Below are 25708 nucleotides of genomic sequence, written 5' to 3' on the forward strand. Positions count from 1 at the left end.
CTCGATCGGCTCGCTCACTTCGCGAGCGCCGCCGCCATGGCGTCGATGTTCGCCTTCATCCAACCGATGTAGTCCTTGCCGCTCGGAAGAGTCTCAGTCACCGGTACGACGGGGACGCCGGCCTGCTTCGCGGCGGCGAGCACACGCTCGGTCTCGGGTCCGCTGGTCTGCTCATTGTAGGCGAGGAGTTTCACGTTTCGCCCGCTGAAGAGATCGAGCGTCTGCTGGAGCACCAACGGCGACACATCGCTGCCCTCCTCGACCGCTTCGCTGAACTTCTCGGGTGTCTTGTTCTCCAGTCCCATCGCCTGAAGCAGGTAGAGCGGGACCGGCTCGGTGATGGCGACGCCCTGGCCCGCATACGTCGCCTTGAGCTCGGCGGCGCGGTCTTCCAGCTCGGTCAGCTTGCCGCGGAACGTCTCGGCGTTCTTCTCGAACGTCGCCTTCTGGCCCGGGTCGGCCTTGGACAGAGCCGACACCAGAGCGGTGGAGAGTTTCTCAATGGTCGGGAAGTCGTACCAGACGTGTTCGTTGAGCTCGCCGTCGACGGGCTTCTTGCCGGAGAGGTCGACGACGTTCAGGACCGCAGCGTCGTGGTTCTTCGCCGCGTTCCGCAGCTTCTCCATGAAGTCGTCGTACCCGCCGCCGTTCTCGATCAGGATGTCGGCTTTGCTCACGGCGAGCTGGCTCTGCGCACTCGCCTCGAACGAGTGCGGGTCCTGCGCGGGGTCGGTCATGAGGGAGGTGATCTCGACGGCGCTGCCAGCGATCTTGGCCGCAATGTCGCCGTACACGTTGGTGCTGGCGACGATACGCACCTTCCCATCGGAGGTGGATTCGGCTGTGGAGCCGGCGGAGCAGCCGGCGAGCGCGAGGACGGAGGCTGCGGAGAGCGCGAGCGCGAGGAGGGAACGCTTCATGAGCGGAACCTGTCTAAGTCGGGGTGGGGTGGGCGGCCTGACGGCTAAGACAGTAGTACATGTTGATAATGATTGTCAAGATCAATCAAGGAGCAGCGCGGGCTCCTCGATGATCGAGGCGACATCCGCGAGGAACCGGGATGCGACGTCTCCATCCACGACCCGATGGTCGAACGAGCCGCCGAGCGTCGTGACGAATCGGGGACGCACCTCGCCGTCCACCACCCACGGCTTCTGCTTGATCGTCCCGAGCGCCACGATGCCGACTTCGCCCGGGTTCAAGATGGGCGTCCCGGTGTCCATCCCGAACACGCCGATGTTCGTGATCGTGATCGTGCCGTTCGCCATGTCCGCCGGCTGCGTCTTGCCCTCGCGCGCCGTGAGGGTGAGCTCTTCGAGCGCCCTGGCCAGTTCGAACAGGCTCATTCCCTGAGCCTCTTTGACGTTGGGCACGATGAGCCCGCGCGGAGTGGCGGCGGCGATGCCGAGGTTCACATAGTGGCGGACGATGATCTCCTCGTCCGTCCAGGTCGAGTTGACAGTGGGGTTGCGCCGCACCGCCCACACGATCGCCTTCGCCATGATGAGCAGCGGGGAGACCTTCACGCCGACGAAATCGGGCGCGTTCTTCAGGCGCTTGACGAACTCCATGGTGCGGGTCGCGTCCACATCCACGAAAACGCTGACGTGCGGGGCGCTGAACGCGCTCGTGACCATCGCGTTCGCGATCGCCTTGCGCACGCCCTTGACCGGGATGCGCTCCTCGCGGTCGTCCGGCCACTCCGGGGTCTGGATGTTGCGGAACACGCTAGCCTGCGTCGCCTCGCGCAGAACATCGTCGCGTGTGACTTCGCCGATGGCTCCCGTCGCCGTCACCGTGCTCAGATCGACGCCGAGATCCTTGGCCAGCTTCCGGATCGGCGGCTTGGCGATGACCGGCCCGCCACCCGGCGGCGGAACCGGCGTGGACGGGGCCAGCCCCAGCTCCGCGACCGGCTCGGCCGGCGGGAAAGCGGCCGGACGAGCAGCGGCCCCCGGATGCGTGACCCGGCGGCGGCTCGTCCCGTGCCCCGCAGAGCCGTAGCCGACGAGCACGGCGCCCGCCTTCGGCTCCTGGCTCTCGTGGGTGACGCTCGCCGCGGCGTCCACCACGGCCTGCTCCGCCTCACCGGCCGGCTCGGGCTCGCCCCGCTCGGCTTCGCCTCCGCTGACGGTGAAGATCGGCGTCCCCACCTCGACGGTCTGCCCCTCGGCCACCAGCAGCTCGCCGACGGTCCCCTCGAACGGCGACGGCAGCTCCACCAGCGACTTCGCCGTCTCGATCTCGACGATCACCTGATTGACGGCGACCGCATCGCCGGGCGCGACCTTCCAGGAGACGATCTCCGCCTCGGTCAGGCCCTCGCCCACATCGGGCAGAAGGAACTGGGACTCGCGCATCTACGTCTTCTTTCGGTTGGCGGGCTCGGTCAGCGGGCTCGGCTCAATAAGCGAGCGAGCGGTCGACGGCCTCAAGAATACGGTCCGCATCCGGCAGGTAGAGACCTTCGAGTTTGGCCGGGGGGAAGGGGGTGTCGAAGCCCGCGACCCGGAGCACCGGGGCCTCCAGTGAATAGAACGCCTTTTCGCCGACCACCGCGGCGACCTCGGAGCCGACGGAGACGGTGCCCGGCGCCTCCTGTGCGACGACCAGGCGGCCCGTCTTCTGCACCGACCGGAGGACCGGGGCGTAGTCGATCGGGGCGAGCGAGCGCAGATCCACGACCTCCAGGCTGCGTCCCTCCTCGGCCGCGATCTCGGCCGCGCGCAGAGCGACGGGCACCATCCCCGCCCACGCCACGATCGTCGCGTCCGTTCCGGTGCGGACGACCCGGCTGGCGTGCAGCGGCACCGGGTTCTCGAGCGTGTCGACCTCGCCCTTCGGCCAGTACCGGCTCATGGGCTCGAAGAAGATCACGGGATCGTCGGAGGCGATGGCCTCCTGGATCATCCAGTACGCATCGTGCGGTGTCGACGGCGCGGCGATCCGCAGTCCGGCGGTGTGCGCGAAGTACGCCTCCGGGGCCTCCTGATGGTGCTCGACCGCGCCGATGTGGCCGCCGTGCGGGATGCGGATGACGACCGGCATCGAGATCTTGCCGCCGTGCCGGTTGGCCATCTTCGCCAGCTGCGTCGTGATCTGGTCGAATCCGGGGAACACGAAACCGTTGAACTGGATCTCGAGCACCGGCCGGTAGCCGCGCATCGCGAGCCCGATCGCCGTGCCGACGATGCCGGCCTCGGCCAGCGGCGTGTCGACTACGCGGCTCGCGCCGAACTCGCTCTGCAGTCCTTCCGTCACACGGAAGACGCCGCCCAGCGGACCGACGTCCTCCCCCAGGATGAGGACCGTGGGGTCTGCGGCGAGAGCCTGGCGCAGACCCGCGTTCAGGGCCTTGACCATCGGGAGCGACTGGATGCGCGGTTCGGGTTCGGCGAGCGCGGGCGCAGCGCCCGCAGGCGGCGTATCGGGCGCCCGCTGCCCGTCGGCGGCCTCCCGATCGGCGGCATGCTCTCCGCTCGACCGGGAGCCGGGCTCGCCCGCCACGATCTCTCCGAGGTCGAGGGCCTGCGTGTCGGCCAGCTCGGGCTCGCTTTTCGTCTCGTTCACGCGTCACCTCCGAACGACGCTTCGTACTCCGCCAGCCAGCGCCGCTGCTCCTCCATCACGGGGTGCGGCTCACTGTAGACATGCTCGAACATGCTGCCGGCCGGCGGCGCGGTCAGCTCGAGCGTACGGCGTCGGACATCGGCGGCCAGATCGGCCGCCTCCTCGTCCGCACTGTCGAAGAACGCCTGCCCGACGCCCTGCTGCTCCAGGAACGCCCGGAAGCGCAGGATCGGGTCGCGTTCGGCCCAGTGTCTGACTTCGTCGTCGGTGCGGTACTTGGTCGGATCATCGCTCGACGTGTGCGCTCCCATCCGGTAGGTCAAAGCCTCGATCATGCTCGGGCCTTCGCCACCGCGGGCATCGTCCAGGTGCTTCGCGGTCACCGCGTAGGCCGCCAGCACGTCGTTCCCGTCGATCTGGACCCCCGGGATGCCGAAGCCGCTGCTCCGCAGGTAGAGGGGGGTGCGCGACTGCGTCTTCACCGGAACCGAGATCGCCCACTGGTTGTTCTGAAGGAAGAACACCTGCGGCGTCTGGTAGCTCGCGGCGAACACGAGCGCCTCGCTCACATCCCCCTGGCTGGTGGCGCCGTCGCCGAAGTAGCAGATGACGGCCTCGTCGGTCTCAGGGTCGCCGGTGCCGACCTTGCCGTCGAACGTCACGCCCATCGCGTATCCGGTCGCGTGCAGCGTGTGCGAGCCGATCACGAGTGTGTAGAGGTGAAAATTCCTGACCGCCGGGTCCGTCGGGTCCCAGCCGCCGTGCGTGACGCCGCGGAGCAGCGCCATGATGCCGACCGGGTCGATCCCCCGGATCATCCCGATCACATGCTCGCGATAAGAGGGGAAGATGTTGTCCTGCGGTCGCGCCGCGTAGGCGGACCCCACCTGAGCGCCCTCCTGCCCGTGGCTCGGAACCCACAGCCCGAGCTGGCCCTGGCGCTGAAGGTTCGCCGCCTCGTGGTCGAACGCGCGGACCCGGATCATGTCGCGGTAGAAGCGGCGGTAGTCGTTCTCGTCGAGCCGCTCCAGGTAGGGAAGGTACTCGCCGGCGGGTTCGCTCGGCTGGAAGCGGCCGTCTGCCGTCAGCAGCTGGACGGTGTTCGCCGGGCGCGGGGTATCGTTCGTCGCAACCACCGTTCTAACCTAACCGCTTACCCGGGTGCCCATTTGGTAGCTTTCCTCCAAGATCGGCGCTGACTTCAAGGACTCTCTCCACAGATTCATGCTCTCCGACGCTGATCCGAATCCCCTCCGACGGAAAAGCCCGAACGGTCAGGCCCGCGGCCGAGAAGGCGTCGTTCGCGGCGGCCGTCTCCTCGCCGGTGGCCAGCCACACGAAATTACCCTGAGCCCGCGGAACGCTCCACCCCTGCTCGATGAGCGCCTCCCGCAGCCGGTCACGCCGCATCGCGATGCGCGCCACCCGCTCCATCAGCTCATCCTCGGCCTCGAGGGAAGCGAGAGCCGCGACCCGGGCGGCGTCGGTCACCGACAGGGGGAGGGCGGCCGATCGCGCCGCATTCAGCACCGCAGCCGGCCCGACCGCGTAGCCGATCCTCAGGGCCGCGAGCCCGTAAGCCTTGGAGAAGGTGCGCAGCACGACCAGATTCGGGTGCCGCGCGAGCAACGGGATGCCGCTCACCGCCGCCTCGTCCGTCTCGAACTCGTGGTACGCCTCATCCAGCAGAACCAGCAGATCGTCCGGAACCTCCGCCATGAACGAGGCGAACTCCGCCGCCGTCACGACCGGGCCGATCGGGTTGTTGGGCGTGCAGACGATGACGGCTCGCGTACGGTCCGTGATCGCCGCGGCGAGCGCCGGCAGATCGTGCCCGCCGTCGGCGCGGTTCGGCACCTGCACGCTCGTCGCCCCGGCGACCGTCACCAATACCGGATACGCCTCGAATGACCGCCACGAATACACGACCTCATCGCCCGCTCCCGCCGCCGCACGGATCAGCTGCGCCAGCAGCGCCACGGAGCCGCTGCCCAGATGCACCTGCTCGATGTCCACACCGTGCCGCTCGGCCAGCTTGTCCTGCAGATCGGCGCCGCCCGCGTCCGGATGCCGGTTCAGCCCGCCGAGCATCGCACCGACGGCCGCCACCACCGAGGGCAGCGGGGGGTACGGGTTCTCGTTGCTCGACAGCTTGAAGCCGTCCGCCGCCGCCGTCCGCCCCTGCTTGTAGGCGGGAACGGCCACGATCTCGGGCCGCAACCGCACAGGCAGCGTGCTCTCGTCAGTCACAGACCCAACTTAGCCGCGCAGGCATTCCGGCGGGAGCACATCCTCTGTCTGCCCGGGCGGTGGCGGCCCTTCGGCTTCGAGGCCTGCCTCTCCTCCCTTTCCGCTCACGCACGGTGCGTCCACTCAGCGCTGTCCTCGGAGGGCAGCGCCTGCGAGGATGACATCATGCGATTCCTGCTCAAGACGATCATCAACGCCCTCGCACTGTGGCTCACGACCTTCGTCGTCAGCGGGGTGACCGTCCGCTCATACGCCGACTCGGACACGGCGACAGTGCTGACGTATCTGCTCATCGCCGTGATCTTCGGGCTGGTGAACGCGATCGTCGGGACCGCCATCCGGATTGTCGCGTTCCCGCTGTACATTCTGACGCTCGGCCTCATCTGCCTGATCGTGAACGGCCTGCTTCTGCTGATCGTATCAGGGATCAGCGATGCGATGGGCTTCGGGCTGCACATCGCCGGCTTCTGGTCGGGCGCGCTGGGCGCGCTGGTGCTGGGCATCATCGCCTGGCTGTTCGGGCTCTTCCTGCGGCCGCTCTCGCGGAGGTGAGCATGCGGTGCGCGCTCCGCGGCGGGCCGCCGTCCGCGGGTGCGGGAGAATAGAAGCATCCACCCCGCGCAGCCACTCCGAGGAGCCCCATGACCGCCCTGCCTCCCCAGCCGTTGAGCCCCCTGGACGGACGCTACCGCCCGGCGGTGCTCGGCCTCGGCGACCACCTCTCCGAGGCGGGCCTCAACCGCGCCCGCGTTCAGGTGGAGGTCGAATGGCTCCTCTACCTCACGAACCACCGGATGTTCGGGTCGAGTCCGCTGAGCGCCGAGCAGGCCGAACAGCTGCGGGCCCTGGTCGATAGCTTCGGGCAGGCCGAGATCGAACGGCTGGCCGAGCTGGAGGCGACCACCAAACACGATGTCAAAGCCGTCGAGTATCTCGTGCGCGAGCGCCTCCACACGCTCGGACTGGACCACATCGCCGAACTCACGCACTTCGCGGCGACCAGCGAGGACATCAACAACCTCTCCTACGCGCTCACGGTCAGCGCCGCCGTCAGCGAGGTCTGGCTGCCCAAGTACCGAGCCGTGATCGACGAACTGCGCGCGCAGGCCGCTCAGCACCGCGACGCCGCGATGCTCGCGCGGACCCACGGCCAGCCCGCGACGCCCACCACGATGGGCAAGGAGCTCGCAGTCTTCGCACACCGTCTCGAACGCATCCGCAAGCAGGTCGAGCAGACCGAGTGCCTCGGCAAGTTCTCGGGCGCGACCGGCACCTTCGCAGCGCACCTCGTCGCCGATCCCTCCGCCGACTGGCCCGCGATCTCCGAGGAGTTCGTCCGCAGCCTCGGGCTCGACTGGAACCCCCTCACCACCCAGATCGAATCCCACGACTGGCAGGCGGAGCTTTACGGGCGCATCTCACACGCCAACCGCGTCCTGCACAACCTCTGCACCGACATCTGGACGTACATCTCGCTCGGCTACTTCCGCCAGACGCCCGAACCCGGCGCCACCGGATCGTCGACCATGCCGCACAAGGTCAACCCGATCCGCTTCGAGAACGCCGAGGCGAACCTCGAACTCTCCAGCGCCATCCTGGACTCGCTCGCGGCCACCCTGGTCACAAGCCGGCTCCAGCGTGACCTCACCGACTCCAGCGCGCAGCGGAACATCGGCGTCGGGCTCGGCCATTCCGTGCTCGCGCTCGACAACATCCATCGCGGACTCGGCCAGATCTCGCTCGATGCCGACGCCCTGGACGCGGACCTCGGCACCAATTGGGAGGTGCTGGCGGAGGCCATCCAGACCGTCATCCGCGCGGAGGTCACCGCGGGCCGCTCGACCATCGAAGACCCGTACGCACTGCTCAAGGGTCTGACCCGTGGCAAGCGCGTCGACCACGCCGCGCTGACCGAGTTCGTCAGCGGCCTCGAAATCGGCCCGGCAGCCAAGAACCGTCTGCTAGAACTCACACCGGCGGGCTACATCGGCCTCGCCTCGCAGCTGGTCGACCGCCTCTGAGCGAACGGCGATTCCGGGAGCCCGCGGTCAGTGCGCCGCGGGCTTCTCCGTTCCCGGGGCCTCGTCCCCTCCAGCCGGAGCCGTTCGCCCCCCGGGCTGCGCCCGCTCGGCAGCCTTCGCCGCCGCTTCGGCATCCTGCTCATGGATGTCCTCCGCCTCGGCTTCGTTCGGTTTGAAGGCGAGCGCGAACAGCGCCACCGACACCAGCGAGACGATGAACGCGATGCCGAACGCCACACCGGCGATCAGGAGCTCGCGCGTCGCCATCAGCACGATCAGCCCGGTGAACACAGCAAGACCGCCGGAGATCGCGAGCAGCTCGATCGGGAGGAAGCGGTCACGGCGGGTGGGTTCGAGTCTGGCGCTCACGGGGGAGTCTTTCTGGCTGCGTTTGCTCACGATCCGCTCTCCGCTCGCTGCGGCGACGCGGATCGGGATGCGGATCGCAGCGTCACCGCCCCGATGCCCTGGAACACACCGACGATCACGGCCCACGCGCCGAACAGGCTGACAGCGAGCACCGCATCGGCCGGCGCGAACAGCAGCACAAGCGCGAGCACAGCCGTGAGAGCGCCGGTGATGAGCCAGTCGCGGGCCGCGGGCTCCCGGTGGCGGGAACGAAAACCGTTGTAAAGCTCGAGGAAACCGGCCAGGGCGCCCCACACGGTCACGAGGTAGAGGAACATCGCGAGTCCGCTGCCGAGCAGCGCCAGGGCGAGCGCGCCGGCGAGGACACCGAGGACGCCCTGGATGACGAAGAGCGTCCGGGTCAGGCCGCGCGACGAGGACAGAATGCTCAGAATGCCGGTGGCGAGTCCATCGAGAACAGCGAACGCACCGAAGACGATCAGCCCGAAGGCCGCGGTGTGCGCGTCCCGCGTGAAGGTGATGACGACCGCGGCAGCCAGCGCCACGACGGCGCGCACGGCGGGCACAACCCAGGTGCGGCTCGGGGCGGAGACCCCCGGCGGCTGGGCAAGAACGGCGGGTGCCACTCGGCGACCTCTCTCAGTCGGTTTCGCACCCAGTCTAGCTGGCGGCTTCCTGCGCGTTCGCCCGGGCCGGCATTCGCAGCAGAGAGGTCAGGGCGGAACCCATCCGTCTATTACAGATGTTCGTTTATCGGTGCGCATCATGCGAAAGAATGATTTTGAAAACTATATCTAAAGTACCGCATACTTTGGGTAAGATCCTCTCTAAACTGAATCGGTTTCAGCCTGGAAGGAAGGCCGAACATCATGCCAGTCCCCATCTCAAACAAGGTCGATCTCGCACCTCGACGGCTCCTCCGCGACACTGTGGCGGAGTCGATCCGGAGCGCGATCCTGGACGGATCGTTCCGTCCGGGCGAGCGCCTCCACGACGAGGAGCTCCAAGGTTGGCTCGGAGTCTCACGAACTCCCATCCGCGACGCGCTCAACGAGCTCTCGCGGGCCGGGCTCGTCGAAATGGCTCCGAACCGGCTACACCCGGGTCGCCGACCCGGACTCCCGCGCTGCCGCCGACTCGCTCGAGACGCTGGCGGCGCTGCTTTCCGGAGTGCTCCGCATCGCTGTGCCGCGGATGACTCCCTCCGAGCGCCGCGAATGCTCAACCGGAATGGACCGCATCCTGCGGGAGTTCGGCGAGAACGATTCGGCGGCGCTAGGTGTGTTTCTCAGGGACGTTGGTCAATCTGCTGATGGGTGGCTGGCTGCCGATGGCGGTGTGGGGCCTGTGGTGATTGTAGGAGTGCAGCCAGGCCGGGAGTGCGTTGCGGCGGGCTGATTCGGAGTTGTAGTGCCGGGCGTATGCCCAGCCGTCGGCGAGGGTGCGGTGGAAGCGTTCGATCTTGCCGTTCGTCTGCGGATGGTAGGGCCGGGTGCGTTTCGGTTGGATGCTGAGCTCGGCGCAAGCGTCGCGCCAGGCGTATGAGCGGTATGCGGAGCCGTTGTCGGAGAGCACCTGTTCGACGGTGACGCCACGGCTGGCGAACCAGCCGACCGCTCGACGCAGAACAGCGATTGCAGTGGCGGCGGTTTCGTCGTCGTGGATCTCGGCGTAAGCGACACGGGAGTGATCGTCGATGACGGTATGAACGAACGCTGTGCCGGTGATCATGTCGCCGGTGATCCCGTGTTTCCCGGTCCGCTTCGCGGTGATGGCCTTGTTCCGCTCTCCCTGGAGACGTCCGACGTAGCGCCAGCCGCCACCGTCGGGGATGTTGCCGAGTTTCTTGATGTCGACGTGGATCATCGATCCGGGATGCTCGTGCTCGTAGCGGCGGGCGGGTTCGCCGGTGCGGACGTCGACGTGGCTGGGCCGATTGATCCGGCACCGGGAGAGGACCGTGTGAACGGTCGAGGCGGGCATGCCGAGCTGGGCGCCGATACCGACTGGTCCCAGCCGCTTCTTCCACCGCAGATGCACGACCTTGCGGACCAGTCTTCGCGGGGTCTTGTTCGGGCTGTGATGCGGCCGTGACGAACGGTCCAGCATTCCCGCCTCGCCCATCTCCACGTAACGACGAGCCCATCGGTCCGCGGTGCGTCAGGACACTCGGAAGTAGGTCGCCGCCGCAGCAACGGACCAGCCGTCGTCGACGACTTGGCGGGCCAGGCGGAGGCATTCGCGAGGAGTCAAAGCAGCATTAGCGTGGGTCACGAGGACCTCCTAAGTCATCGAGTGCAGGGAAACTAGACAGCCCCACTCTCGACCGGGAGGTCCTCACCCATCTATCGCGTCACACCTCAACCAACGTCCCTGAGCAGCACACCTAGAGCCCGTCAGCCCTCGGCCTCCGTGGCCATCAGCAGATAGCCGAACTGTTCGGTGACCACGGAGAAGCCGTGCCGCTCGCAGAGCCGTCGGGCCGCCGTGTTGAGGCTCCACACCGAGAGGGTCATCCGGTCGCCCGCAGCGACGAGGTCGGCGAGCACCCGCGAGGCGATCCCGCGACCGCGGCGCTCGGTGAGCACGGCGATGTCGACGAGGTAGATGCGGGGGCCGTTGCGGTCGAGCGTCACCGATCCCGAGGGCTCGCCGTCGTCCGTGATGATCGAGGTCGTCGCGCACGGGTGGCGGTCGTGGCGCTCGGCGGCGTGGACGCTGTAGCGCAGAGCCAGGGCCGGAGCGCGGAGGCCGGAGCGCGTGCCGGCCACTCCGCTGAGCGCGTCCAGGAACACCCGACGCAGGAAAGCCTCGTCGTCGGCGGTCGCCGGGCGGAGCTCGACGGCACGAGACACCGAGGGCACAGGCTCCCCTTCCTCAAGGCGGCTCTGCAGCTGGGAGGGATGCGCGAAAGCCTGGATGCGAGCATAGGGCATCCCGGGCGGTCTCCTCTGGCCCGCACTGAGGGGACACCGGCCCGGGGGCGGCGGGAGAATCCCCGGCCGCACCCGAGCCGCGGGGAATACCATTGTCCGGAAGGAGCGGACTTCGACTCCTCGACCACCCATCGTGTGAGGAGATACATGCCCATCCCCAATGACCAGCCCGAACAGCATCACCGGGTTCTGCTGCGCGACATGGTGCGCGAACGCATCCGCGACGCGATCATGGACGGCACGCTCCGCCCGGGCGAAGACCTCCGCGACGAGGAGCTGCAAGCCTGGCTCGGTGTCTCTCGCACTCCCATCCGGGACGCGGTCAACGAGCTCACCCGGGCCGGTCTCATCGAAATGGCCCCCAACCGCTACACGCGCGTGGCGACCCCCAGCGAGGAGGAGGCGCTCACCGCCTACAACACGCTCGGCGTCGTCCTGGCCGGCGTCGTCCGCCTCGCCGTCCCGAAGCTGTCGGACCGTGCGCGCAAAAGCGTCCTCTCCGACCTGGAGAAGTTGGCCGAGGCCGCGCGCGGCGGCGACTTCGACAGCGTCCGCGACCTGTTCATCCCGGTCTTCTCCCGCTACATCGAACACTGCGAGAACCCGCAGCTCGTCCAGCTGTGCCACGACACGCTCGACGGCCTCTCCTACAAGATGCGGACCGAGCGGATGCGCACCCTCGTCGACCAGCAGGAGCTCGCCGCCTCGATCGAGAAACTGCGGGAGGCCACGGCGTCCGGTTCCGCGGTGGAGGCAGAGCTCGCGACGGGGCTGGTGTTCCTGCTTCCGGCGTAGGCTCGGCAGCATGCTTGCGACGATCATCCACAGGGAACGCGACGTCCGTCTCGAAGAGGTCCCCGACCCTGTCCTCTCCGCCGGAGGCGACGCGATCGTGCGCGTCGCCGCCGCCTGCGTCTGCGGGTCCGATCTGTGGCCCTATCGCGGCGTCACACCGACCAGCCAGCCCCACCGGATCGGCCACGAGTTCGTCGGCGTCGTCGAGGCGGTCGGTCCGGAGGTCGAGACCATCGAACCGGGCGACTTCGTCATCGCACCATTCTATGACTGCGATATGACTTGTGTGAACTGCGAGAACGGCGTGAGCGCCTCCTGTCTGGACGGCGGATGGTGGGGCGCCGACGACCGCTCCGGCGCTTTCGCGGACGACGGCCAGGGACAGAGAGTCCGCGTTCCGCACGCCGACGGGTCGCTCGTCGCGACGCCGGAGTATCCGCCCGAGGAGCTCATCCCGAGCCTCCTCACCCTGTCGGACGTGATGGGTACCGGCCACCACGCCGCGGTCTCTGCGAGCGTGCGCCCGGGCAGCACCGTCGTGGTCGTCGGGGACGGCGCGGTCGGCCTGTGCGCGGTGCTCGCCTCTGCGCGGCTCGGCGCCTCCCGCATCGTCGCGATGTCGCGGCACGAGTCGCGCCAGGCGCTCGCCCGCGAGTTCGGCGCGACCGACATCGTCGCCGAGCGCGGGGACGCGGGCGTCGCTGCGGTCAAGGAGTTGCTGGACGGTATCGGCGCAGACTGCGTCCTTGAGGCTGTCGGCACCAAGGAGTCGATGGACCAATGGACCAGGCCATCCGGTCGTGCCGTCCGGGTGGCATGGTCGGGTATGTGGGCGTGCCGAACGGCGGCCCCGAACTCCCGGTCCGCCCCCTGTTCGCCAGCAACATCGGCGTGAACGGTGGTGTCGCTCCCGTTCGCAATTATGTGGAGGAGCTGTTGCAGGATGTCTGGTCGGGTGCGATCGGGCCCGGTCGTGTCTTCGATCTCCAGCTGCCGTTGAGCGATATCGCTGAGGCGTATGCGGCGATGGACGAGCGCCGTGCGATCAAGGCGCTCGTCCGGCCGTAGCCCGGCTCAGCCCGATCCGGAGACGTCGGCGCGGAGTCGAAGCGACGGGGCATCGAGGAGTGTCTTGTCGGAACAGGGCCTCATCGATTCCGCTCCAGCGCAGGAGGTTCGTTCTCTCCAGCGCTCAACCACGACAGTGAGTCGTCGCAGCTCAGCTAACGTCCCCGCGAAGTGCAGCCAGCCCGTCGGGCGCCTTACTCGGGGTCAGCGCTGACAGACGCTCAGCGTATGATTTTGCGCTACTTCTGCACCGAACCCAACGTGATGTGGTGGAGGCTGCTACCTTCGGCGTTTCAGGTTCTTGATATCAGATTCATGACCGGCTCGATAGAGAGGTACTCTCCGGTGCTCTGGAACAAATCGTTCACTACTGCAACTTCTGTTGCTGTCATCTGTACGGCCGGTGCGTTCCTGACGGGATTCGCACCAATACCAGCCAATGTGTCAGCGGCCGAAACATCTGAATCGCTCACCCTTGCCGCTTCGAAAGACTTGGCGGCGATCGGTTCAGAAGATGCCTTGCCTGAGCGGGATCTTGAGGTGGAAGGCGGTGACGAAGGATGGTACATCCTCGCACCAGATGGTTCTAAACAAAAAGTTCAGCCGGGTTCAGCGAGTCTGAAAGCTCCTGAGTCAGGTCGTTCACCACGACTGCTGGATCTGTGGATGTGGACTCAATGTTGGACGATCAATGACAGTAATTTCACGATCAAGTCATACGATTGGTGGTGGAGCGGTCAAAAAAATCAGATTGATCTGAAGTGTGGTTTCCATGACACGGCGAGAGGAACTGGTTCGGGGTACAAACACATCGCCGCTGGTCACCAGCAGGACTGGCAGAACAAACTGGACCAGATCGGAGACCCCCGCTATTCCTGGGACGATGTCATGAGTTCTGGGATCTATGCCGCTTTGATGTACCCCGAGTACACGACAGCACAGTCAGGTCAGAAGCGTTGTGCCTATGGAATTCTCGTTTATCTCACCGCCAAGGGTATTCAGCAACAGTTCGAGCCCACAGTTTTTTGGTCGGAGAACAACAAACTGATCATTACTGCCATCCCGAAAACTAAAGGTAGCTGTTAGGACGAATCCGAACATTGAAGCAGCAGCGTGAGGTCCGATTTCTCCTTGACTGGTGGGAGTCGGGTACCGAAAAGTATGCGATGGAGCCGAGTGACTACGGCCTCTCAGATGAGCTCACATTGCGCTTGCGTCGCTTCTACGATCATTGGTTCCAGCATGTGGACCCTGTCATGGGGTGGGACACCGAAGAAAACCTGGCGATATACCATCGGGACAAAGAAGAAGTTCTTCAGCTCCTTCGAGATGAGCTATCCATTGACGTGAACCTATTGGCCGATTAGCGCATCGTCGAATCGGCTTGTTTTCGTTCCATCCGTCCGAACAGGCGGAACCAGCTGTTCGTGCGCTCCGCGCGCCATCGCCCTTGTGCCTGTTTCCCGGGTGTGCGCTCGCACGTTTCATTGAGCTGCGCGCCGCCGATCCTCTCGTGACGCGCGCTCTTATGCGGCGATGGACGAGCGCCGTGCGATCAAGGCGCTCGTCCGGCCGTAGCCCGCTCAGCCGTTCGCGAGCAGGAGGCTGTCGAGGGTGTTCCGCGTGCGCGGGGCGAGTTCGCGCTCGCGAAGCGCCTCCGGCAGCGTTCCGGCGTCGCCGAGCGTGCCGATCGCGGTGACCGACACGGGCAGGAAGCGCTTCTCGAGGTCGAACGCCGCGCTCAGCCCCGCCGCATCGAAGCCGCCCATCTGGTGAGTGTGCAGACCGTCGTAGTGCGCCTGGACGATGAGGTGCGCGACGGCCTGGCCCACGTCGTAGGTGGCCCAGGGGTGCTCTTTGCCCTCCGCGTCCGCCGTCTCGGCCACCGCGGCCACCAGCACGCTCGCGGCGCCCGCCCAGAGCTGATTGAAGCCGACCAGCTGCGCGGCGATCGCCTCGAAGGCGGCGCTGCCGCGGCGCGCGACGATGAAGCGCCAGGGCTGTGAGTTGTTGGCGGACGGCGACCAGCGGGCCGCTTCCAGGGCGGCGGTGAGTTTGGTCTCGTCGATGACGGCGTCGCCGTCGAACGCCCGTGGGCTCCAGCGCTCGGCGAGCGTGGGCATCAGCGGGGTGGAGGTGTCGGCGGTGCGGGGCGAGGTGGCTTCGGCGATGGACAAAGCGGACTCCTATGTGAGAGGGCGGAAAAGGGTTCGGCGCCATTGCCTAGCTGTATCCCCCTCGAACACCGGGAGCGCTGGGAGAATTCCCGCAGCTTTCGTTCTTTCCGCTCCGCCCGGAGAGCGCCAGGGTGTTCCGCTTTCTTCTTCCCGAGCGCTTGCCCGGGACGATCCGTGAGGGGCTCCACGATCCGTCCCCGCTGAGCCTTGCTTCTCGTCTCCGCCCCTTGTGATGCGATGCGAACGGTGTCTATGAAGATTTTTCATTAATTTCGGCGCAGTCTCCTCGGGTGGATCGGGGGCGATGTCGCCCGCGGTCGTTGCGCCCGCAGCGCTTCCGAAAACCGATGATTTCAGCTCCGATCGGGTATTTCATTTCCCGGAAGGGCGGCGCTGCGCTCGTCTGCGTTCCGGTGTGCGCGAGCGCTGGGAGAGAGCGACCCGTGTGCTCTTGTCCACCCCCACTTTCCGGGTTCCGGTCGCCCGAGTAAAACATGGTCCACCCCAACCGGTCAGGCCCCAGCGCTGCGGACGCAGCGCCCCCAACCCACACTCGAAAGGTCAAGCGCTGTGAGAGGTCCCCGTCCGTGTTCATCTTCCTGCTACAACTCCGTCACATGCTCGGCGGTCACCCCGAGTTCTATCTGTTCGCCTTCTACTCCGCCCTGATCTGGGTGATCTGGATCGTCAAGGTTCTGATGTCCCGTCTCTACCGCCCCTACACCGCCGGGTTCTCCGGCACGACGAGTGTCGTCGTCCCGGTCGTCGACGAGCCGCTCGGCCTGTTCCGGAAGGTGCTCGGCCGGATGGTGGAGCAGCGCCCGAGTGAGATCATCGTCGTGATCAACGGTGTCCCCAACCCGGGGCTCGCGGGGGTGTGCGAGGAATTCTCGCCGCTCGTGCGCTGGGTTCACACGCCCATCCCGGGCAAGCGCAATGCGGTGATGATCGGCACGCGGATGTCGGTGGGCGAGATCACTGTGCTGGTCGACTCGGACACGGTCTGGACGCAGGACACCCTCAGCGAACTGGTCAAGCCGTTCGCCGACCAGCGCGTCGGCGGCGTCACGACCAAGCAGCGCATTCTGGAGCCGGAGCGCAGCTGGTTCACGCGCTGGGCCGACTGGCTGGAGAACACCCGGGCGCTCTACTCGATGCCGGCGCAGACCGTGGTCGGGCAGATCGGCTGCCTGCCGGGACGCACGATCGCGTTCCGCCGTTCGATCCTCATCCGGGTCACGGAGAAGTTCATGACGGAGAGGTTTCTCGGCGTCTTCCTCGAAGTCTCCGACGACCGTACGCTCACGAACCTCACCCTCAAGGAGGGCTATCGCACCGTCTACCAGCACACGAGCCTGACCTACACCGACGCCCCGCATGAGGTGAGGAAGATGTTCAAGCAGCAGCTCCGCTGGGCTCGCGGCAGTCAGTACAACACCCTGCGGATGCTGCCGTGGATGGTGGGGCACGCCCCGATGCTGGCGTTCTTCTTCACGATGGACATCCTTCTTCCCTTCCTGCTCATGGGCGTCCTCGGCGGGTGGGCTTACCGTTCGCTCACGGGCAACGGCTACAACTTCTACGAGGGCTTCCTGACCTCCTACGGCATCCAGGGCGGTGTCATGATGGTGGCCGGGCTGATGGTCGCGTCCAGCGTCGTCAGCATGTCCATCCGGCAGATCCGCCACCTCTCCGAGAAACCGAGCGACTTCTTCCGGCTGCCGGTGTTCATCGTCGTCTCGACGTTCTTCCTCATGCCCATCCGCCTGATCGGGTTCTTCCGGATGGCGCACGCCGCCGGTTGGGGCACCCGCGCCGGCGCTTACTCCGGCGGTCCCAGCGAGGTCAGCTCCGACGAGGAGATCGCGGCCTTCGACGGCACGGTGTCCGCCACCGCTCGGGCGACCACGATGCGCGATGCGACGAAAGCGGCGATCGAGGCGACCGGCACCGTCGTGACCGAGCCCGCCCGGCGCCGGCGCAACCCGCTCGCCGCCATTCCGTACCTGATCGGCATCGCGATCCTGACGGCGGAGGCTCTGTTCCTTGTCTAGTTCGACATTCATCAGCAGGGCGGCACAGTGTGGTGGGCGCGCTCCACATCGCGCGCCCAGGCGACCGCCGCCGCCTTCTTCGTCCTCATCACCGTCCTCGCCGGCCTCTCCGTCTATGTCTGGGTCTCCCTCAGCGGGACCCCGCTGCGCAAGGCTGTCGCCGAGGCGGCCGGCGCCATCACACCGTTCGCCGCCCAGAACGCCCAACTGCGGCGCGATCTCAGCAAGGCCACGAGCGTCATCGCCTCCCAGAAGGGCAAGCTCTCGGCGATCCAGACAGAGAAACTCGCCCCTGCGATCCGGCCCCGGCCTCCGTCGCCTGCGGCCCTGGCCGGGCCTCCGTCGCGCCGCACGCCCGCGCGGAGCTCCTGAATCCATCCCGCCGCTACGACGGGATGTACACCGAGAAGGCGCCCTTCGACTGGGCGGCATTCGATGCGACCAGTGCGAAGGTCGGCGTCGCACCGAACCTCATCGGCTACTTCTCCGGGTGGAACGAGAGGTTCCGCGCCGACGCCGTGATCCGGGCTTGGGCACACGGAAGCCTCCCGATGATGGCCTGGGAGTCCCGGCCGCTCGGCGTGGGCGGCGACCCGGCGGTCGCGCCCGGATACTCTCTGCCGGCGATCATCGCGGGCGGCTTCGACACCTATCTGCACCAGTACGCGAAGGACATCGTCGCCACCGGCCTGCCCCTCGTCATCCGCTTCGACCATGAGATGAACGGTGTCTGGTACCAGTGGTCGGAGACCGATGGCAGCGGTCCCCCCATCAACGGCAACGCCCCCGGCGATTATGCCAAGATATGGCGACACGTCCACGACATCTTCCAGCAGGAGCACGCGAACGACCTGGTGATCTGGAACTGGTCGCCGAACATCGTCAACGACCTGCCCGCCTCTCACCGTGCCGACGGCTATCTGGCCTCGCTCTACCCCGGCGACCGCTACGTCGACTGGGTCGGCCTCTCCGGCTATCTGCGCCCGCCCTACCGCAGTGACCAGTCCTTCACGTTCGCCGGCAGCTTCGGGCCGAGTCTGAGTCAGATCCGTGCGCTGACGAAGCATCCGATCATCCTCTCCGAGATCGGCGCTAGCGAGGCCGGTGGTCACAAAGCGGCATGGATCACCGCGCTGTTCGACGCGTTCGCCCAGCCGGAGAACGCTGACATCATCGGTTTCGCCTGGTTCAATCTCGTGGTCACATGTCTCGTCGGGGGAGAGCGTGTCACCAACGACTGGCGTGTCGACTCCCAGCCGGATTCGCTCTCGGCCTTCATCGCCGGGCTGACGAGACCCGAAGACCGATTCACCCTCGCACCGCCGCGCTGATGCGTTCGGGGCCGGCGTCTCGCCCGGGCGTTCCGCCGCAGCGGTCTGGAGAATATCCAGCGCTGTAAGCAGGGGCGCTCTCCCGCGCGACGACGGAGAACTCCGCCAGTTCGTGCCGGCCGGCGGCGTCGAAGCCGTCGATGCGCTCCAGCAGCATGGCGACGGCGCGGTCGGCGAGGCCGCGCAGGTCCGGCGCGACGGTCGTGAGCGAGGGGTAGGTCACGGCGGTGACGGCCACATTGTCCCACCCGGTCACGACGATGTCGTCAGGGATGCGCAAACCCCGCTCCTGCACCGCTCGCAGCGCCCCGATCGCCGCGAGGTCGTCGCGGCACACGAGCCCGTCGAGTTCGAGGCCCGCGTCGAGCGCCGCGCCCACCGCGGTGGCGGCGTTGACCGCGGAGACCGAATCGCTCGCGATGAGGCGGCGTGTGTCCGGTGCGATGCCCGCCGCTTCGAGCGCCTCCTGGTAGCCGGCGATGCGCAGGCGTGAGGTGCGGGTGAGGCCGTGCGCCTCGTGGCCCACGAACGCGACTTTCCGGCGTCCGAGCGCGAGGACGTGCTCGGTGACGGCGCGGGCGGCGGCGACGTTGTCGATCATGATCCTGTCCAGTGCCAGCGGGGCGGCGTTCTCGCCGAGGATCACGAGGGGCACACCGGGCCGGCTCTGGGCGAGCTCGGTGGAGCCCATGACGGTCGGCTGGAACATCATCCCGTCGACCAGGCCCGCCTCGCTCGCCGACACCACGGCCCGTTCGCCCTCGATGGTCCCGTCGGTCTGCTCGAGCAGCACGCGGTAGCCGTGGCGCGCGGCGGCGGCGTCCACCGCGCGGGCCAGTTCGGCGAAATACGGGAGGGTCACGTCGGCGAAGGCCAGTGCGAGGAGCCCGGTGCGTCCGGTCGCGAGCCGGCGGCCCATCATGTTCGGGCGGTAGCCGAGCTCGTCGATCGCGCGCTGCACCCGCTCGCGCATCCTCGCGCTGACGTGGGGATAGTCGCGGACGACATTGGAGACCGTCTTGATGGAGACGCCCGCGTAGTCGGCGACATCCTGCAGCCTGACCGCCATTCCGTCCTCCCGTTCCGATGCGCTCACTTTAGCGGAGGCTGCCTTGACACCAAATCTCCAGCGCTGTAAATTCTCCCCACACGCCGAGACGGCTAGATCGGCGGCACACCCGTGCAGCACTCGAGGGAGAGAACAAATGAAGATGCGAACAGCCGCCCGCGCCATCGCGGTCGCGGCCGTCGCCGGGCTCGGCCTGGCCCTCACCGGATGCGGAGCCTCCTCGGGCGACTATGACGGCCCCAAGGTCACCATCAGCTTCTGGAACGGCTGGACGGGCGGCGCAGCCCCGGTCCTCGTGCCGAAGCTGATCGAGAAGTTCAACGCCGAGCACGAGAACATCGTCGTCAAGGACGTCCCGATGGAGTGGGCGGACATCGCCAAGAAGATGCCGCTCGCCGTCAAAGCCGGCAAAGGCCCGGATGTCTCGGTCGGCCACGGTGACGACATCGCCACCTACGCCGCCCAGGGCCTCGTGCTGAAAGCCGACTCCATCGTCACGTCCCTCGACTACAAGGAGAGCGACTTCCCGGCCGGGTTGATGAAAGCCGGCGCCTACGACGGCGCCCAGTACGCCGTGCCGTGGAGCGTCACCCCGCTCGGCCTCTACGCCAAACAAGGACGTCCTGACGTCCGCGGGCGTGGACACCGGGAACCTGCCCGCGGACAAGGCCTCCTACCTCGCCGCGCTCGACAAGCTGAAGGCGGCGGGCGTGCAGGGGGAGTGGGTGGACGGCTACGTCTTCACCAGCACGTTCGAGTTCCAGTCGCTGCTCTGGCAGTTCGGCGGCGACCTCTTCGACAAAGACGTCACCAAGGCCACGTTCAACTCCGACGCCGGCGTCCAGGCGCTCACCTGGATGACCGACCTCGTGAAGAACGGCTACAGCCCAAAGGACGTCGCGCAGGACGGCAACATCAACGCCCTCATCGCCGGCAAGACCGCCTTCAACTGGAACGGTGTCTGGCAGACCACCAACACCGCGTTCGACAAGCTGAACTGGGCGGCTGTCCCGGTTCCGCAGATCGGCACGGAGAAAGCCGTCTGGTCGAGCTCCACCCACTGGATGTTCATGAACAACAAGGGGCAGGACAAGAACAAGACCGCCGCCGCCGCGACCTTCGTCAAGTGGATGAACGACAACTCCGCCGACTGGCCGCAGACCGGTGAGCTCCCCGCCAAGAACTCGGTGCGCGACGACCCCGCGCTGGTTCGGGACTATCCGAACCTGAAGCCGTTCCTCGACCAACTCGAATACGCCCGCTACGAGACCGCCGCCCCGGGCATCACCACCGTCACGGCGACCGTCACCACCGCGGTCAACGAGGCCATCACCGGCAAGAAGAACCCGAAGAAGGCGCTGGACGACGCTGCGGCGAAGGCCGACACCCTCCTGAAGCAGAACAAAGCGAAGTACGGTGACTGACACCGCCGAGATCGCGACCGATGCTGCGAGCGGACGCCAGTGCATCGGCGCCGCGTTCGCGGACGACCCCGCCGGACCGTTCTCCTCGCCCGCCGAGCGCCCCCTCGTCTGTCCGGTCGCGGCCGGCGGGGCGATCGACGCGAGCGTGTTCACCGACGCAGACGGGGCGCAGTACCTGCTCTGGAAGGACGACGGCAATTGCTGCGGGCTCGACACCTGGATCCACCTTCAGCCGCTGAGCCCCGACGGCGTGGCGCTGGCCGGGGAGCCCACCCGGCTGATCGAACAGACGCAGCAGTGGGAGGGCGACCTCGTCGAGGCGCCCGTGCTGGTGCGTCGGCGATGGGGGCTATGTGCTCCCCTATTCGGCGAACGACTACGGCGCCGACGCCCACGCCACCGGAGCCGCGCGGTCGAAGAGCCTTCTCGGTCCGTACACCAAGGACGCGGAGCCCCTCCTCTCGACAGCCGGAAGCCACGGGCGCTTCCTCGGCCCCGGCGGCCCGGACATGGTGAGCTTCCGTGGGCGCGACTGGATGCTGTTCCACTCCTGGGACGAAGCGTATCTCTACCGCGGCCTCCACGCCGTCCCGGTGATCTGGCGCGACGGACTGCCCCATCCGGAGGACGAACGATGACGCACCGAGGGCGGTGGCTTCTCCCCGCGCCGTGACCCACGATGCCGGGCGGTGTGGATGCTAGGTTTCCACACTGCCCGGTATACGTTCGGGGTTATCGCCGGTGGGTTATTCGGGTTCCCCCGGCGACTCTTGAAGGATACCGGATGTGTCGGTCAAATGGAGGACACTCTTGTACCCCGACCCGCCCCCAGTTCGAGGCACGTCTGAAGCGATATGAGCCTCTGGACGTGTCACCGCCCGAGTTCGCGGACGAGCGCGGCGACGAAGTCGTCGATGTCCTGCTCGGTGGTGTCGAAGGAGCACATCCAGCGCACCTCGTTCCGTGCCGCATCCCAGTCGTAGAAGCGGAAACGCTCGCGCAGGCGGTCGGCGACACCGGCCGGAAGCGTCGCGAACACGCCGTTCGCCTGGGTTCTCTGGCTGAAACCGATGCCCTGGACGCTTCCGTCCGCGATTCCCGCCTCCAGCGCGCCGCGCAGCCGGGCCGCCATCGCGTTCGCGTGGGAGGCTGAGCGCAGGTGCAGATCGTCCGTCAGGAGGGCGATCAGCTGGGCCGAGATGAAACGCATCTTCGACGCCAGCTGCATGGTGAGTTTGCGCAGGTAGAGCAGCCCCTCGGAGGCGTCCGGGTTCAGCACGACGACGGCCTCGCCGTAGAGCATCCCGTTCTTGGTGCCGCCGAAGCTCAGCACGTCCACTCCGGCATCGGCCGTGAACGCGCGCAGCGGCACGCCGAGCGTCGCCGCCGCATTGGAGATGCGCGCGCCGTCCAGGTGGAGCTTCATCCCGCGGGCGTGGACATGGTCCGCGATCGCCCGGATCTCCTCGACCGTGTACGCGGTGCCCAGCTCTGTCGTCTGCGTGATGGACACCGCGAGCGGCTGAGCGCGATGCTCGTCTCCCCATCCCCACGCCTCGCGGTCGATGAGCTCCGGGGTCAGCTTGCCGTCCGGGGTCTCGACGGTCAGCAGTTTGAGCCCGTCCACCTTCTCCGGCGCCCCGGCTTCGTCCGTGTTGATGTGCGCGGTCTTCGCGCAGATCACAGCGCCCCAGCGGGGCAGCATGGATTGCAGGCCGACCACGTTCGCACCGGTCCCGTTGAAGACGGGGAACACCTGAACGCCCTCGCCGAAGTGCTCGGCGAAAACCTCGTGCAGCCGCTCGGTGTAGACATCCTCGCTGTAGGCGATCTGGTGACCGGTGTTGGCGGCCGCGATCGCGTCGAGGATCTCGGGATGTGCGCCCGCGTAGTTGTCGGAGGCGAAGCCCCGCAGGTTCCGGTCGTGGAGTGGTAGCGTCACCCGTCCATCCTAGGTTCGCCGGGCGATCCGGACGGTTGCGAGCTGGAAGGGACGCAGCGGGAACGACCAGCGATCGCCGTCGGACGTCAGCGGTTCGCCGCTGTCGCGCTCCAGCAGGTCCACCCGACGCGCACCCGCCGCGGGGAAGCCGGCGGAGAGGGCAGCCTCGCCGTGCCGGCCGAGACTCTCGTAGAGTCGGACGATGACATCGCCGCTGCCGTCCTCGGCCAGCTTGACCGCCTCCACCAGCACGCCCTCGCCCTCCGCGGCCACGAGCGGAGCGGGCGCGGAGGGCAGCGCGACTCTGCGTAGCGGCAGGGCGAGTGCGTAGCCGTCGGCGATGGCGTCCGGAATGTCCGCGCCCGGCCGCACCAGCAGTGTGAACGTGTGCAGCCCCTGGTCGGTCTCCGGGTCGGGATAGCGCGGGCCCCGGAGCAGGGAGACGCCCAGGCGGGTGAGCGGCCGGCCCTCGTCGTCGCGGTCCAGCCGCACATCGTAGCCGGGGGTGACATCGTTGGCGACAGAGACGGCGAGGCCGCCTTCCGCCAGGTGCAGCCAGCGCTGCGTGGACGCCTCGAACCGGGCATGCTCCCAGCTGGTGTTGGCCGTCGCCGGGTGCCTGATGTGCCCGAAATGGGTCTCGGCGACGGTCTCCGCTGCCCGCAGCGCGAACGGGAAGGCCAGTTTCAGCAGCGTCTCCCACTCGTGCCAGTCCTCCTCGGTCTCGATGCGCAGCGCCCCGCCCTCGACGCTGATCCGCTGCGACAGCCAGGACCGCTCGGTGAGTGCGCGCTCCACCCGGACTCCGTCGCCGTCGGCGGTGACGCGCACCTGGCCGTCCGGGAGGCGCACGGCGCGCCGGTGGTGGCCGTCGATGTCCCAGGCGTCCCAGCGGTTCGGCAGGTCCCGGTGCAGTTCGGGGGAGTTGCCCAGGGAGCCGGGGCGGAGCAGGTCGGGACCGTCCGGAGTGCTCAGGGAGAGCAGCCGGCCGTCGGGGGCGATGATGGCGCGGAGGCGGGGGTCCGAGAGGGCGATGGGCGCGGTCGGGACGGTACTAGTCGTGGTGGGGACGGTGCCGGCTGCGAGCGGGAGAGCGCTCGCCGCCCTCCCGCCGCCCAGCGCGGGGACCCCGCTGACCGGGAGCGGCCCGGCGTCGAGCAGCACGGTGCCGTCGCCGGTCTCCGCGTCGCCGCCGTCATCGGCGCAGCCGGCGCCCCGCATCGCTGTCACAGCCTCCGCGATCGCCTCCTCCGCCTCCTCCGCCTCCTCCGCCACCCGCGCGTGATCCTCCGCCATCTCCCGGTACACCCAGGCGATCGCGCTGCCCGGCAGAGAGTCGTGGAACTGGTGCAGCAGCACCCTCTCCCAGCATTCCCGCAGCGCCTCGCCCGGGTAGTCCGCTCCCGTCCGCACCGTCGCCGCCGCGCACCACAGCTCCGCCTCGCGCAGCAGCCGCTCGCACATCCGGTTGCCGCGTTTCGCCGCCGCCTGCGTCGTCGCCACGCCGCGGTGCAACTCCAAGTACAGCTCGCCCGCCCAGACCGGGGGCTCGCGCAGCTGCGCCTCCAGCTCCTCGAAGAACGCCTCCGGTGTCCCCCATCGCACGCGCGGGACGCCCTCGAGGTCGCGCATCCTCTCGGCGCGCTCGCCGTGTTCGCGGGTCGGGCCGCCTCCACCGTCGCCCCAGCCGCTCGGGGCGTAGGAGAGCGTGTCGCTGTCGCTGGCGGCCTGCTGGCGCTCGGCCAGGGTCAGCTGCCGTGTACTCAGATCGCAGTTGTAGTTGTCCACTGGCGGGAAGTGGGCCAGGATGCGCGACCCGTCGATCCCCTCCCACCAGAAGGTATGGTGGGGCATCCGGTTGGTGTCGTTCCAGGAGAGCTTCTGGGTGAGGAACCAGCGCCCCCCGCCCCGCGCATCAGCTGCGGCAGCGCGGCCGAGTAGCCGAACGAGTCCGGCAGCCAGACCTCCTCGCACACCCGCCCGAACTCGCGCAGAAAGAACGACTGCCCCGTCAGGAACTGCCGCACCATCGACTCCCCGCCGGGCAGGTTGGCGTCCGCCTCCACCCACATCCCGCCGACCGGCACGAAGCGGCCCTCGGCAGCCCGCGACCGCACCCGCTCGAACAGCTCGGGGTGCCCTTCCTTCAGCCAGGCGAGGTGCTGGGCCGAGGAGGTGACGAAAACGAAGTCCGGGTACTCGTCCATCAGCGCGAGGGCATTGGCGTAGGTCCGGGCGACCTTTCTCCACGTCTCCCGGTACGGCCACAGCCACGCCGAGTCGATGTGCGCATGGTCCGCCGGCGACGACGGTGTGCGCGCTCGCCGCCGGTCGCGCCAGCGCGCCGGCGAGCGCGGCCCTGCCCGCCGCTGCGGTCGCGCCCACGGCGGCCGGATCGACGGCGTCGAGCATGTCCCGCAGGGCGTAGAGCACGGCGGTGCGGCGCGCGGGCGGGGTGTCCGGCTCCTCGGCGATCTCCTGCAGCACCAGCGCGTCGTGCAGCAGCCCCCACACCGCGGGATCGCGCAGCACAGCCTCCACTCTCCCGAGCCGGTAGCGCGGCTCGGCCGGCAATGTCGCGGGGTCGCCGAGCGGGGTCGGCTCGAAGGTGAACTCGGGGTCGAGGGTCGGGTTGCCCGCCGCCTCCACCAGGACCTCGACGCGCAGCGGGGCGCCGCCGGACTCCCAGGCCGCGCGCTCGG

At 67.8% G+C, this 25708-nt stretch carries 23 protein-coding genes and 5 pseudogenes; 14 read left to right on the top strand and 14 right to left on the bottom strand.

The features are described 5' to 3' along the window. Positions 1–14: 14 nt before the first annotated feature. The 5 genes from O159_RS12450 to O159_RS12470 form a co-directional block, all read right to left on the bottom strand. The gene (locus tag O159_RS12450; protein ID WP_021756130.1) at positions 15–920 is read right to left on the bottom strand and encodes a metal ABC transporter solute-binding protein, Zn/Mn family; all 906 of its coding nucleotides are present in this window, start codon (positions 918–920) and stop codon (positions 15–17) included. An 81-nt stretch (positions 921–1001) separates the two neighbouring features. Next, positions 1002–2360: a dihydrolipoamide acetyltransferase family protein gene (locus O159_RS12455; protein ID WP_021756131.1), complete on the bottom strand. Its 1359-nt coding sequence runs from the start codon at positions 2358–2360 to the stop codon at positions 1002–1004. A 43-nt stretch (positions 2361–2403) separates the two neighbouring features. Next, positions 2404–3363 (bottom strand): alpha-ketoacid dehydrogenase subunit beta, encoded by a 960-nt coding sequence (locus tag O159_RS12460; protein ID WP_043994357.1) that lies wholly within the window; start codon positions 3361–3363, stop codon positions 2404–2406. Positions 3364–3566: 203 nt separating this feature from the next. Continuing rightward, positions 3567–4706, bottom strand: coding sequence for a pyruvate dehydrogenase (acetyl-transferring) E1 component subunit alpha (pdhA, locus tag O159_RS12465; protein WP_021756133.1), 1140 nt, complete (start codon positions 4704–4706; stop codon positions 3567–3569). A gap of 4 nt (positions 4707–4710) precedes the next feature. Then, positions 4711–5820 carry a histidinol-phosphate transaminase gene (locus O159_RS12470; RefSeq protein WP_043993799.1) on the bottom strand — a complete coding sequence of 370 codons (1110 nt, stop codon included), beginning with the start codon at positions 5818–5820 and terminating at the stop codon, positions 4711–4713. Positions 5821–5985: 165 nt separating this feature from the next. On the opposite strand from O159_RS12470, the gene O159_RS12475 reads away from it, so the two are divergent. Together O159_RS12475 and purB are read left to right on the top strand one after the other, a co-directional pair. After that, complete coding sequence (locus O159_RS12475) at positions 5986–6372, top strand: phage holin family protein (RefSeq protein WP_021756135.1); 387 nt, start codon at positions 5986–5988, stop codon at positions 6370–6372. An 89-nt stretch (positions 6373–6461) separates the two neighbouring features. After that, positions 6462–7841, top strand: a complete 1380-nt coding sequence (gene purB, locus O159_RS12480) for an adenylosuccinate lyase (protein ID WP_021756136.1) — start codon at positions 6462–6464, stop codon at positions 7839–7841. Positions 7842–7868: 27 nt separating this feature from the next. Here purB and O159_RS12485 read toward each other — a convergent pair whose 3' ends face one another. Together O159_RS12485 and O159_RS12490 are read right to left on the bottom strand one after the other, a co-directional pair. Continuing rightward, positions 7869–8240 carry a hypothetical protein gene (locus tag O159_RS12485; RefSeq protein WP_021756137.1) on the bottom strand — a complete coding sequence of 124 codons (372 nt, stop codon included), beginning with the start codon at positions 8238–8240 and terminating at the stop codon, positions 7869–7871. Then, complete coding sequence (locus O159_RS12490; protein ID WP_021756138.1) at positions 8237–8836, bottom strand: DUF308 domain-containing protein; 600 nt, start codon at positions 8834–8836, stop codon at positions 8237–8239. Before O159_RS12490 ends, O159_RS12485 begins: the two co-directional genes overlap by 4 nt. A gap of 243 nt (positions 8837–9079) precedes the next feature. Here O159_RS12490 and O159_RS14295 point away from each other — a divergent pair, with 243 nt between their 5' ends. Next, positions 9080–9523, top strand: coding sequence for a GntR family transcriptional regulator (locus O159_RS14295; RefSeq protein ID WP_081689901.1), 444 nt, complete (start codon positions 9080–9082; stop codon positions 9521–9523). Here O159_RS14295 and O159_RS12495 read toward each other — a convergent pair. Beyond that, a pseudogene (locus O159_RS12495) lies at positions 9486–10484 on the bottom strand (IS481 family transposase). The gene O159_RS14295 and the pseudogene O159_RS12495 sit on opposite strands and share 38 nt — an antisense overlap. A gap of 122 nt (positions 10485–10606) precedes the next feature. Beyond that, complete coding sequence (locus O159_RS12500; protein ID WP_021756139.1) at positions 10607–11146, bottom strand: GNAT family N-acetyltransferase; 540 nt, start codon at positions 11144–11146, stop codon at positions 10607–10609. A 147-nt stretch (positions 11147–11293) separates the two neighbouring features. Between O159_RS12500 and O159_RS13515 the strand changes: the two genes are divergently transcribed. From O159_RS13515 to O159_RS12515, 4 genes and pseudogenes are all read left to right on the top strand, one after another. Beyond that, on the top strand, positions 11294–11941 hold the full coding sequence (locus O159_RS13515) for a GntR family transcriptional regulator (RefSeq protein ID WP_021756140.1): 648 nt from the start codon (positions 11294–11296) through the stop codon (positions 11939–11941). A gap of 10 nt (positions 11942–11951) precedes the next feature. Then, positions 11952–13009: pseudogene (locus O159_RS12510) on the top strand (zinc-dependent alcohol dehydrogenase family protein). 228 nt (positions 13010–13237) lie between these two features. Beyond that, positions 13238–14095, top strand: a complete 858-nt coding sequence (locus O159_RS14770; protein WP_144267718.1) for a hypothetical protein — start codon at positions 13238–13240, stop codon at positions 14093–14095. A gap of 14 nt (positions 14096–14109) precedes the next feature. After that, positions 14110–14376: a hypothetical protein gene (locus tag O159_RS12515; RefSeq protein ID WP_021756141.1), complete on the top strand. Its 267-nt coding sequence runs from the start codon at positions 14110–14112 to the stop codon at positions 14374–14376. Between the two features lie 216 nt (positions 14377–14592). Here the strand turns inward: O159_RS12515 and O159_RS12520 are convergent, their stop codons facing one another. Further along, positions 14593–15186 (bottom strand): nitroreductase family protein, encoded by a 594-nt coding sequence (locus O159_RS12520; RefSeq protein WP_021756142.1) that lies wholly within the window; start codon positions 15184–15186, stop codon positions 14593–14595. A 587-nt stretch (positions 15187–15773) separates the two neighbouring features. On the opposite strand from O159_RS12520, the gene O159_RS12525 reads away from it, so the two are divergent. From O159_RS12525 to O159_RS12530, 3 genes are read left to right on the top strand one after another with little or no spacing between them, the layout of a single operon-like run. Continuing rightward, on the top strand, positions 15774–17240 hold the full coding sequence (locus O159_RS12525) for a glycosyltransferase (protein ID WP_021756143.1): 1467 nt from the start codon (positions 15774–15776) through the stop codon (positions 17238–17240). 27 nt (positions 17241–17267) lie between these two features. Next, positions 17268–17612 carry a hypothetical protein gene (locus O159_RS16065; RefSeq protein ID WP_021756144.1) on the top strand — a complete coding sequence of 115 codons (345 nt, stop codon included), beginning with the start codon at positions 17268–17270 and terminating at the stop codon, positions 17610–17612. Between the two features lie 23 nt (positions 17613–17635). After that, the gene (locus tag O159_RS12530; RefSeq protein ID WP_021756145.1) at positions 17636–18571 is read left to right on the top strand and encodes a glycoside hydrolase family 26 protein; all 936 of its coding nucleotides are present in this window, start codon (positions 17636–17638) and stop codon (positions 18569–18571) included. Here O159_RS12530 and O159_RS12535 read toward each other — a convergent pair. After that, positions 18549–19667, bottom strand: coding sequence for a LacI family DNA-binding transcriptional regulator (locus O159_RS12535; RefSeq protein WP_236609496.1), 1119 nt, complete (start codon positions 19665–19667; stop codon positions 18549–18551). The genes O159_RS12530 and O159_RS12535 overlap by 23 nt on opposite strands. Positions 19668–19998: 331 nt before the next feature. Between O159_RS12535 and O159_RS16070 the strand changes: the two are divergent. The 4 genes and pseudogenes from O159_RS16070 to O159_RS16380 form a co-directional block, all read left to right on the top strand. After that, positions 19999–20187, top strand: a pseudogene (locus tag O159_RS16070) (ABC transporter substrate-binding protein); the annotation flags it as partial. Positions 20188–20278: 91 nt separating this feature from the next. Further along, on the top strand, positions 20279–21064 hold the full coding sequence (locus tag O159_RS16075; RefSeq protein WP_021756148.1) for a type 2 periplasmic-binding domain-containing protein: 786 nt from the start codon (positions 20279–20281) through the stop codon (positions 21062–21064). Continuing rightward, positions 21057–21344, top strand: a pseudogene (locus tag O159_RS16375) (family 43 glycosylhydrolase); the annotation flags it as partial. The gene O159_RS16075 and the pseudogene O159_RS16375, both read left to right, overlap by 8 nt. Before the next feature lie 73 nt (positions 21345–21417). Continuing rightward, positions 21418–21702 carry a family 43 glycosylhydrolase gene (locus O159_RS16380; RefSeq protein WP_021756149.1) on the top strand — a complete coding sequence of 95 codons (285 nt, stop codon included), beginning with the start codon at positions 21418–21420 and terminating at the stop codon, positions 21700–21702. A 233-nt stretch (positions 21703–21935) separates the two neighbouring features. On the opposite strand, the gene O159_RS12550 is transcribed toward O159_RS16380, so the two are convergent. The 3 genes and pseudogenes from O159_RS12550 to O159_RS16945 form a co-directional block, all read right to left on the bottom strand. Further along, a complete protein-coding gene (locus tag O159_RS12550) occupies positions 21936–23006 on the bottom strand; it encodes a threonine aldolase family protein (protein WP_021756150.1) in 1071 nt (356 codons plus the stop codon). A gap of 9 nt (positions 23007–23015) precedes the next feature. Then, positions 23016–24227 (bottom strand): glycoside hydrolase family 38 C-terminal domain-containing protein, encoded by a 1212-nt coding sequence (locus tag O159_RS16940; RefSeq protein ID WP_407929771.1) that lies wholly within the window; start codon positions 24225–24227, stop codon positions 23016–23018. Between the two features lie 30 nt (positions 24228–24257). Further along, positions 24258–25540: pseudogene (locus O159_RS16945) on the bottom strand (alpha-mannosidase); the annotation flags it as partial. Positions 25541–25708 lie beyond the last annotated feature (168 nt).

The sequence above is a fragment of the Leifsonia xyli subsp. cynodontis DSM 46306 genome (assembly GCF_000470775.1).
GTDB classification, from domain to species: domain Bacteria; phylum Actinomycetota; class Actinomycetes; order Actinomycetales; family Microbacteriaceae; genus Leifsonia; species Leifsonia cynodontis.

What these genes read in the sequence shown, in the direction of transcription:
- O159_RS12450 (WP_021756130.1), bottom strand. Translation starts at nt 920, where the DNA reads ATGAAGCGTTCCCTCCTCGCGCTCGCGCTCTCCGCAGCCTCCGTCCTC.
- O159_RS12455 (WP_021756131.1), bottom strand. Translation starts at nt 2,360, where the DNA reads ATGCGCGAGTCCCAGTTCCTTCTGCCCGATGTGGGCGAGGGCCTGACC.
- O159_RS12460 (WP_043994357.1), bottom strand. Translation starts at nt 3,363, where the DNA reads ATGGTCAAGGCCCTGAACGCGGGTCTGCGCCAGGCTCTCGCCGCAGAC.
- O159_RS12475 (WP_021756135.1), top strand. Translation starts at nt 5,986, where the DNA reads ATGCGATTCCTGCTCAAGACGATCATCAACGCCCTCGCACTGTGGCTC.
- purB (WP_021756136.1), top strand. Translation starts at nt 6,462, where the DNA reads ATGACCGCCCTGCCTCCCCAGCCGTTGAGCCCCCTGGACGGACGCTAC.
- O159_RS14295 (WP_081689901.1), top strand. Translation starts at nt 9,080, where the DNA reads ATGCCAGTCCCCATCTCAAACAAGGTCGATCTCGCACCTCGACGGCTC.
- O159_RS12500 (WP_021756139.1), bottom strand. Translation starts at nt 11,146, where the DNA reads ATGCCCTATGCTCGCATCCAGGCTTTCGCGCATCCCTCCCAGCTGCAG.
- O159_RS13515 (WP_021756140.1), top strand. Translation starts at nt 11,294, where the DNA reads ATGCCCATCCCCAATGACCAGCCCGAACAGCATCACCGGGTTCTGCTG.
- O159_RS14770 (WP_144267718.1), top strand. Translation starts at nt 13,238, where the DNA reads ATGATTTTGCGCTACTTCTGCACCGAACCCAACGTGATGTGGTGGAGG.
- O159_RS12530 (WP_021756145.1), top strand. Translation starts at nt 17,636, where the DNA reads ATGTACACCGAGAAGGCGCCCTTCGACTGGGCGGCATTCGATGCGACC.
- O159_RS16940 (WP_407929771.1), bottom strand. Translation starts at nt 24,227, where the DNA reads ATGCGGGGCGCCGGCTGCGCCGATGACGGCGGCGACGCGGAGACCGGC.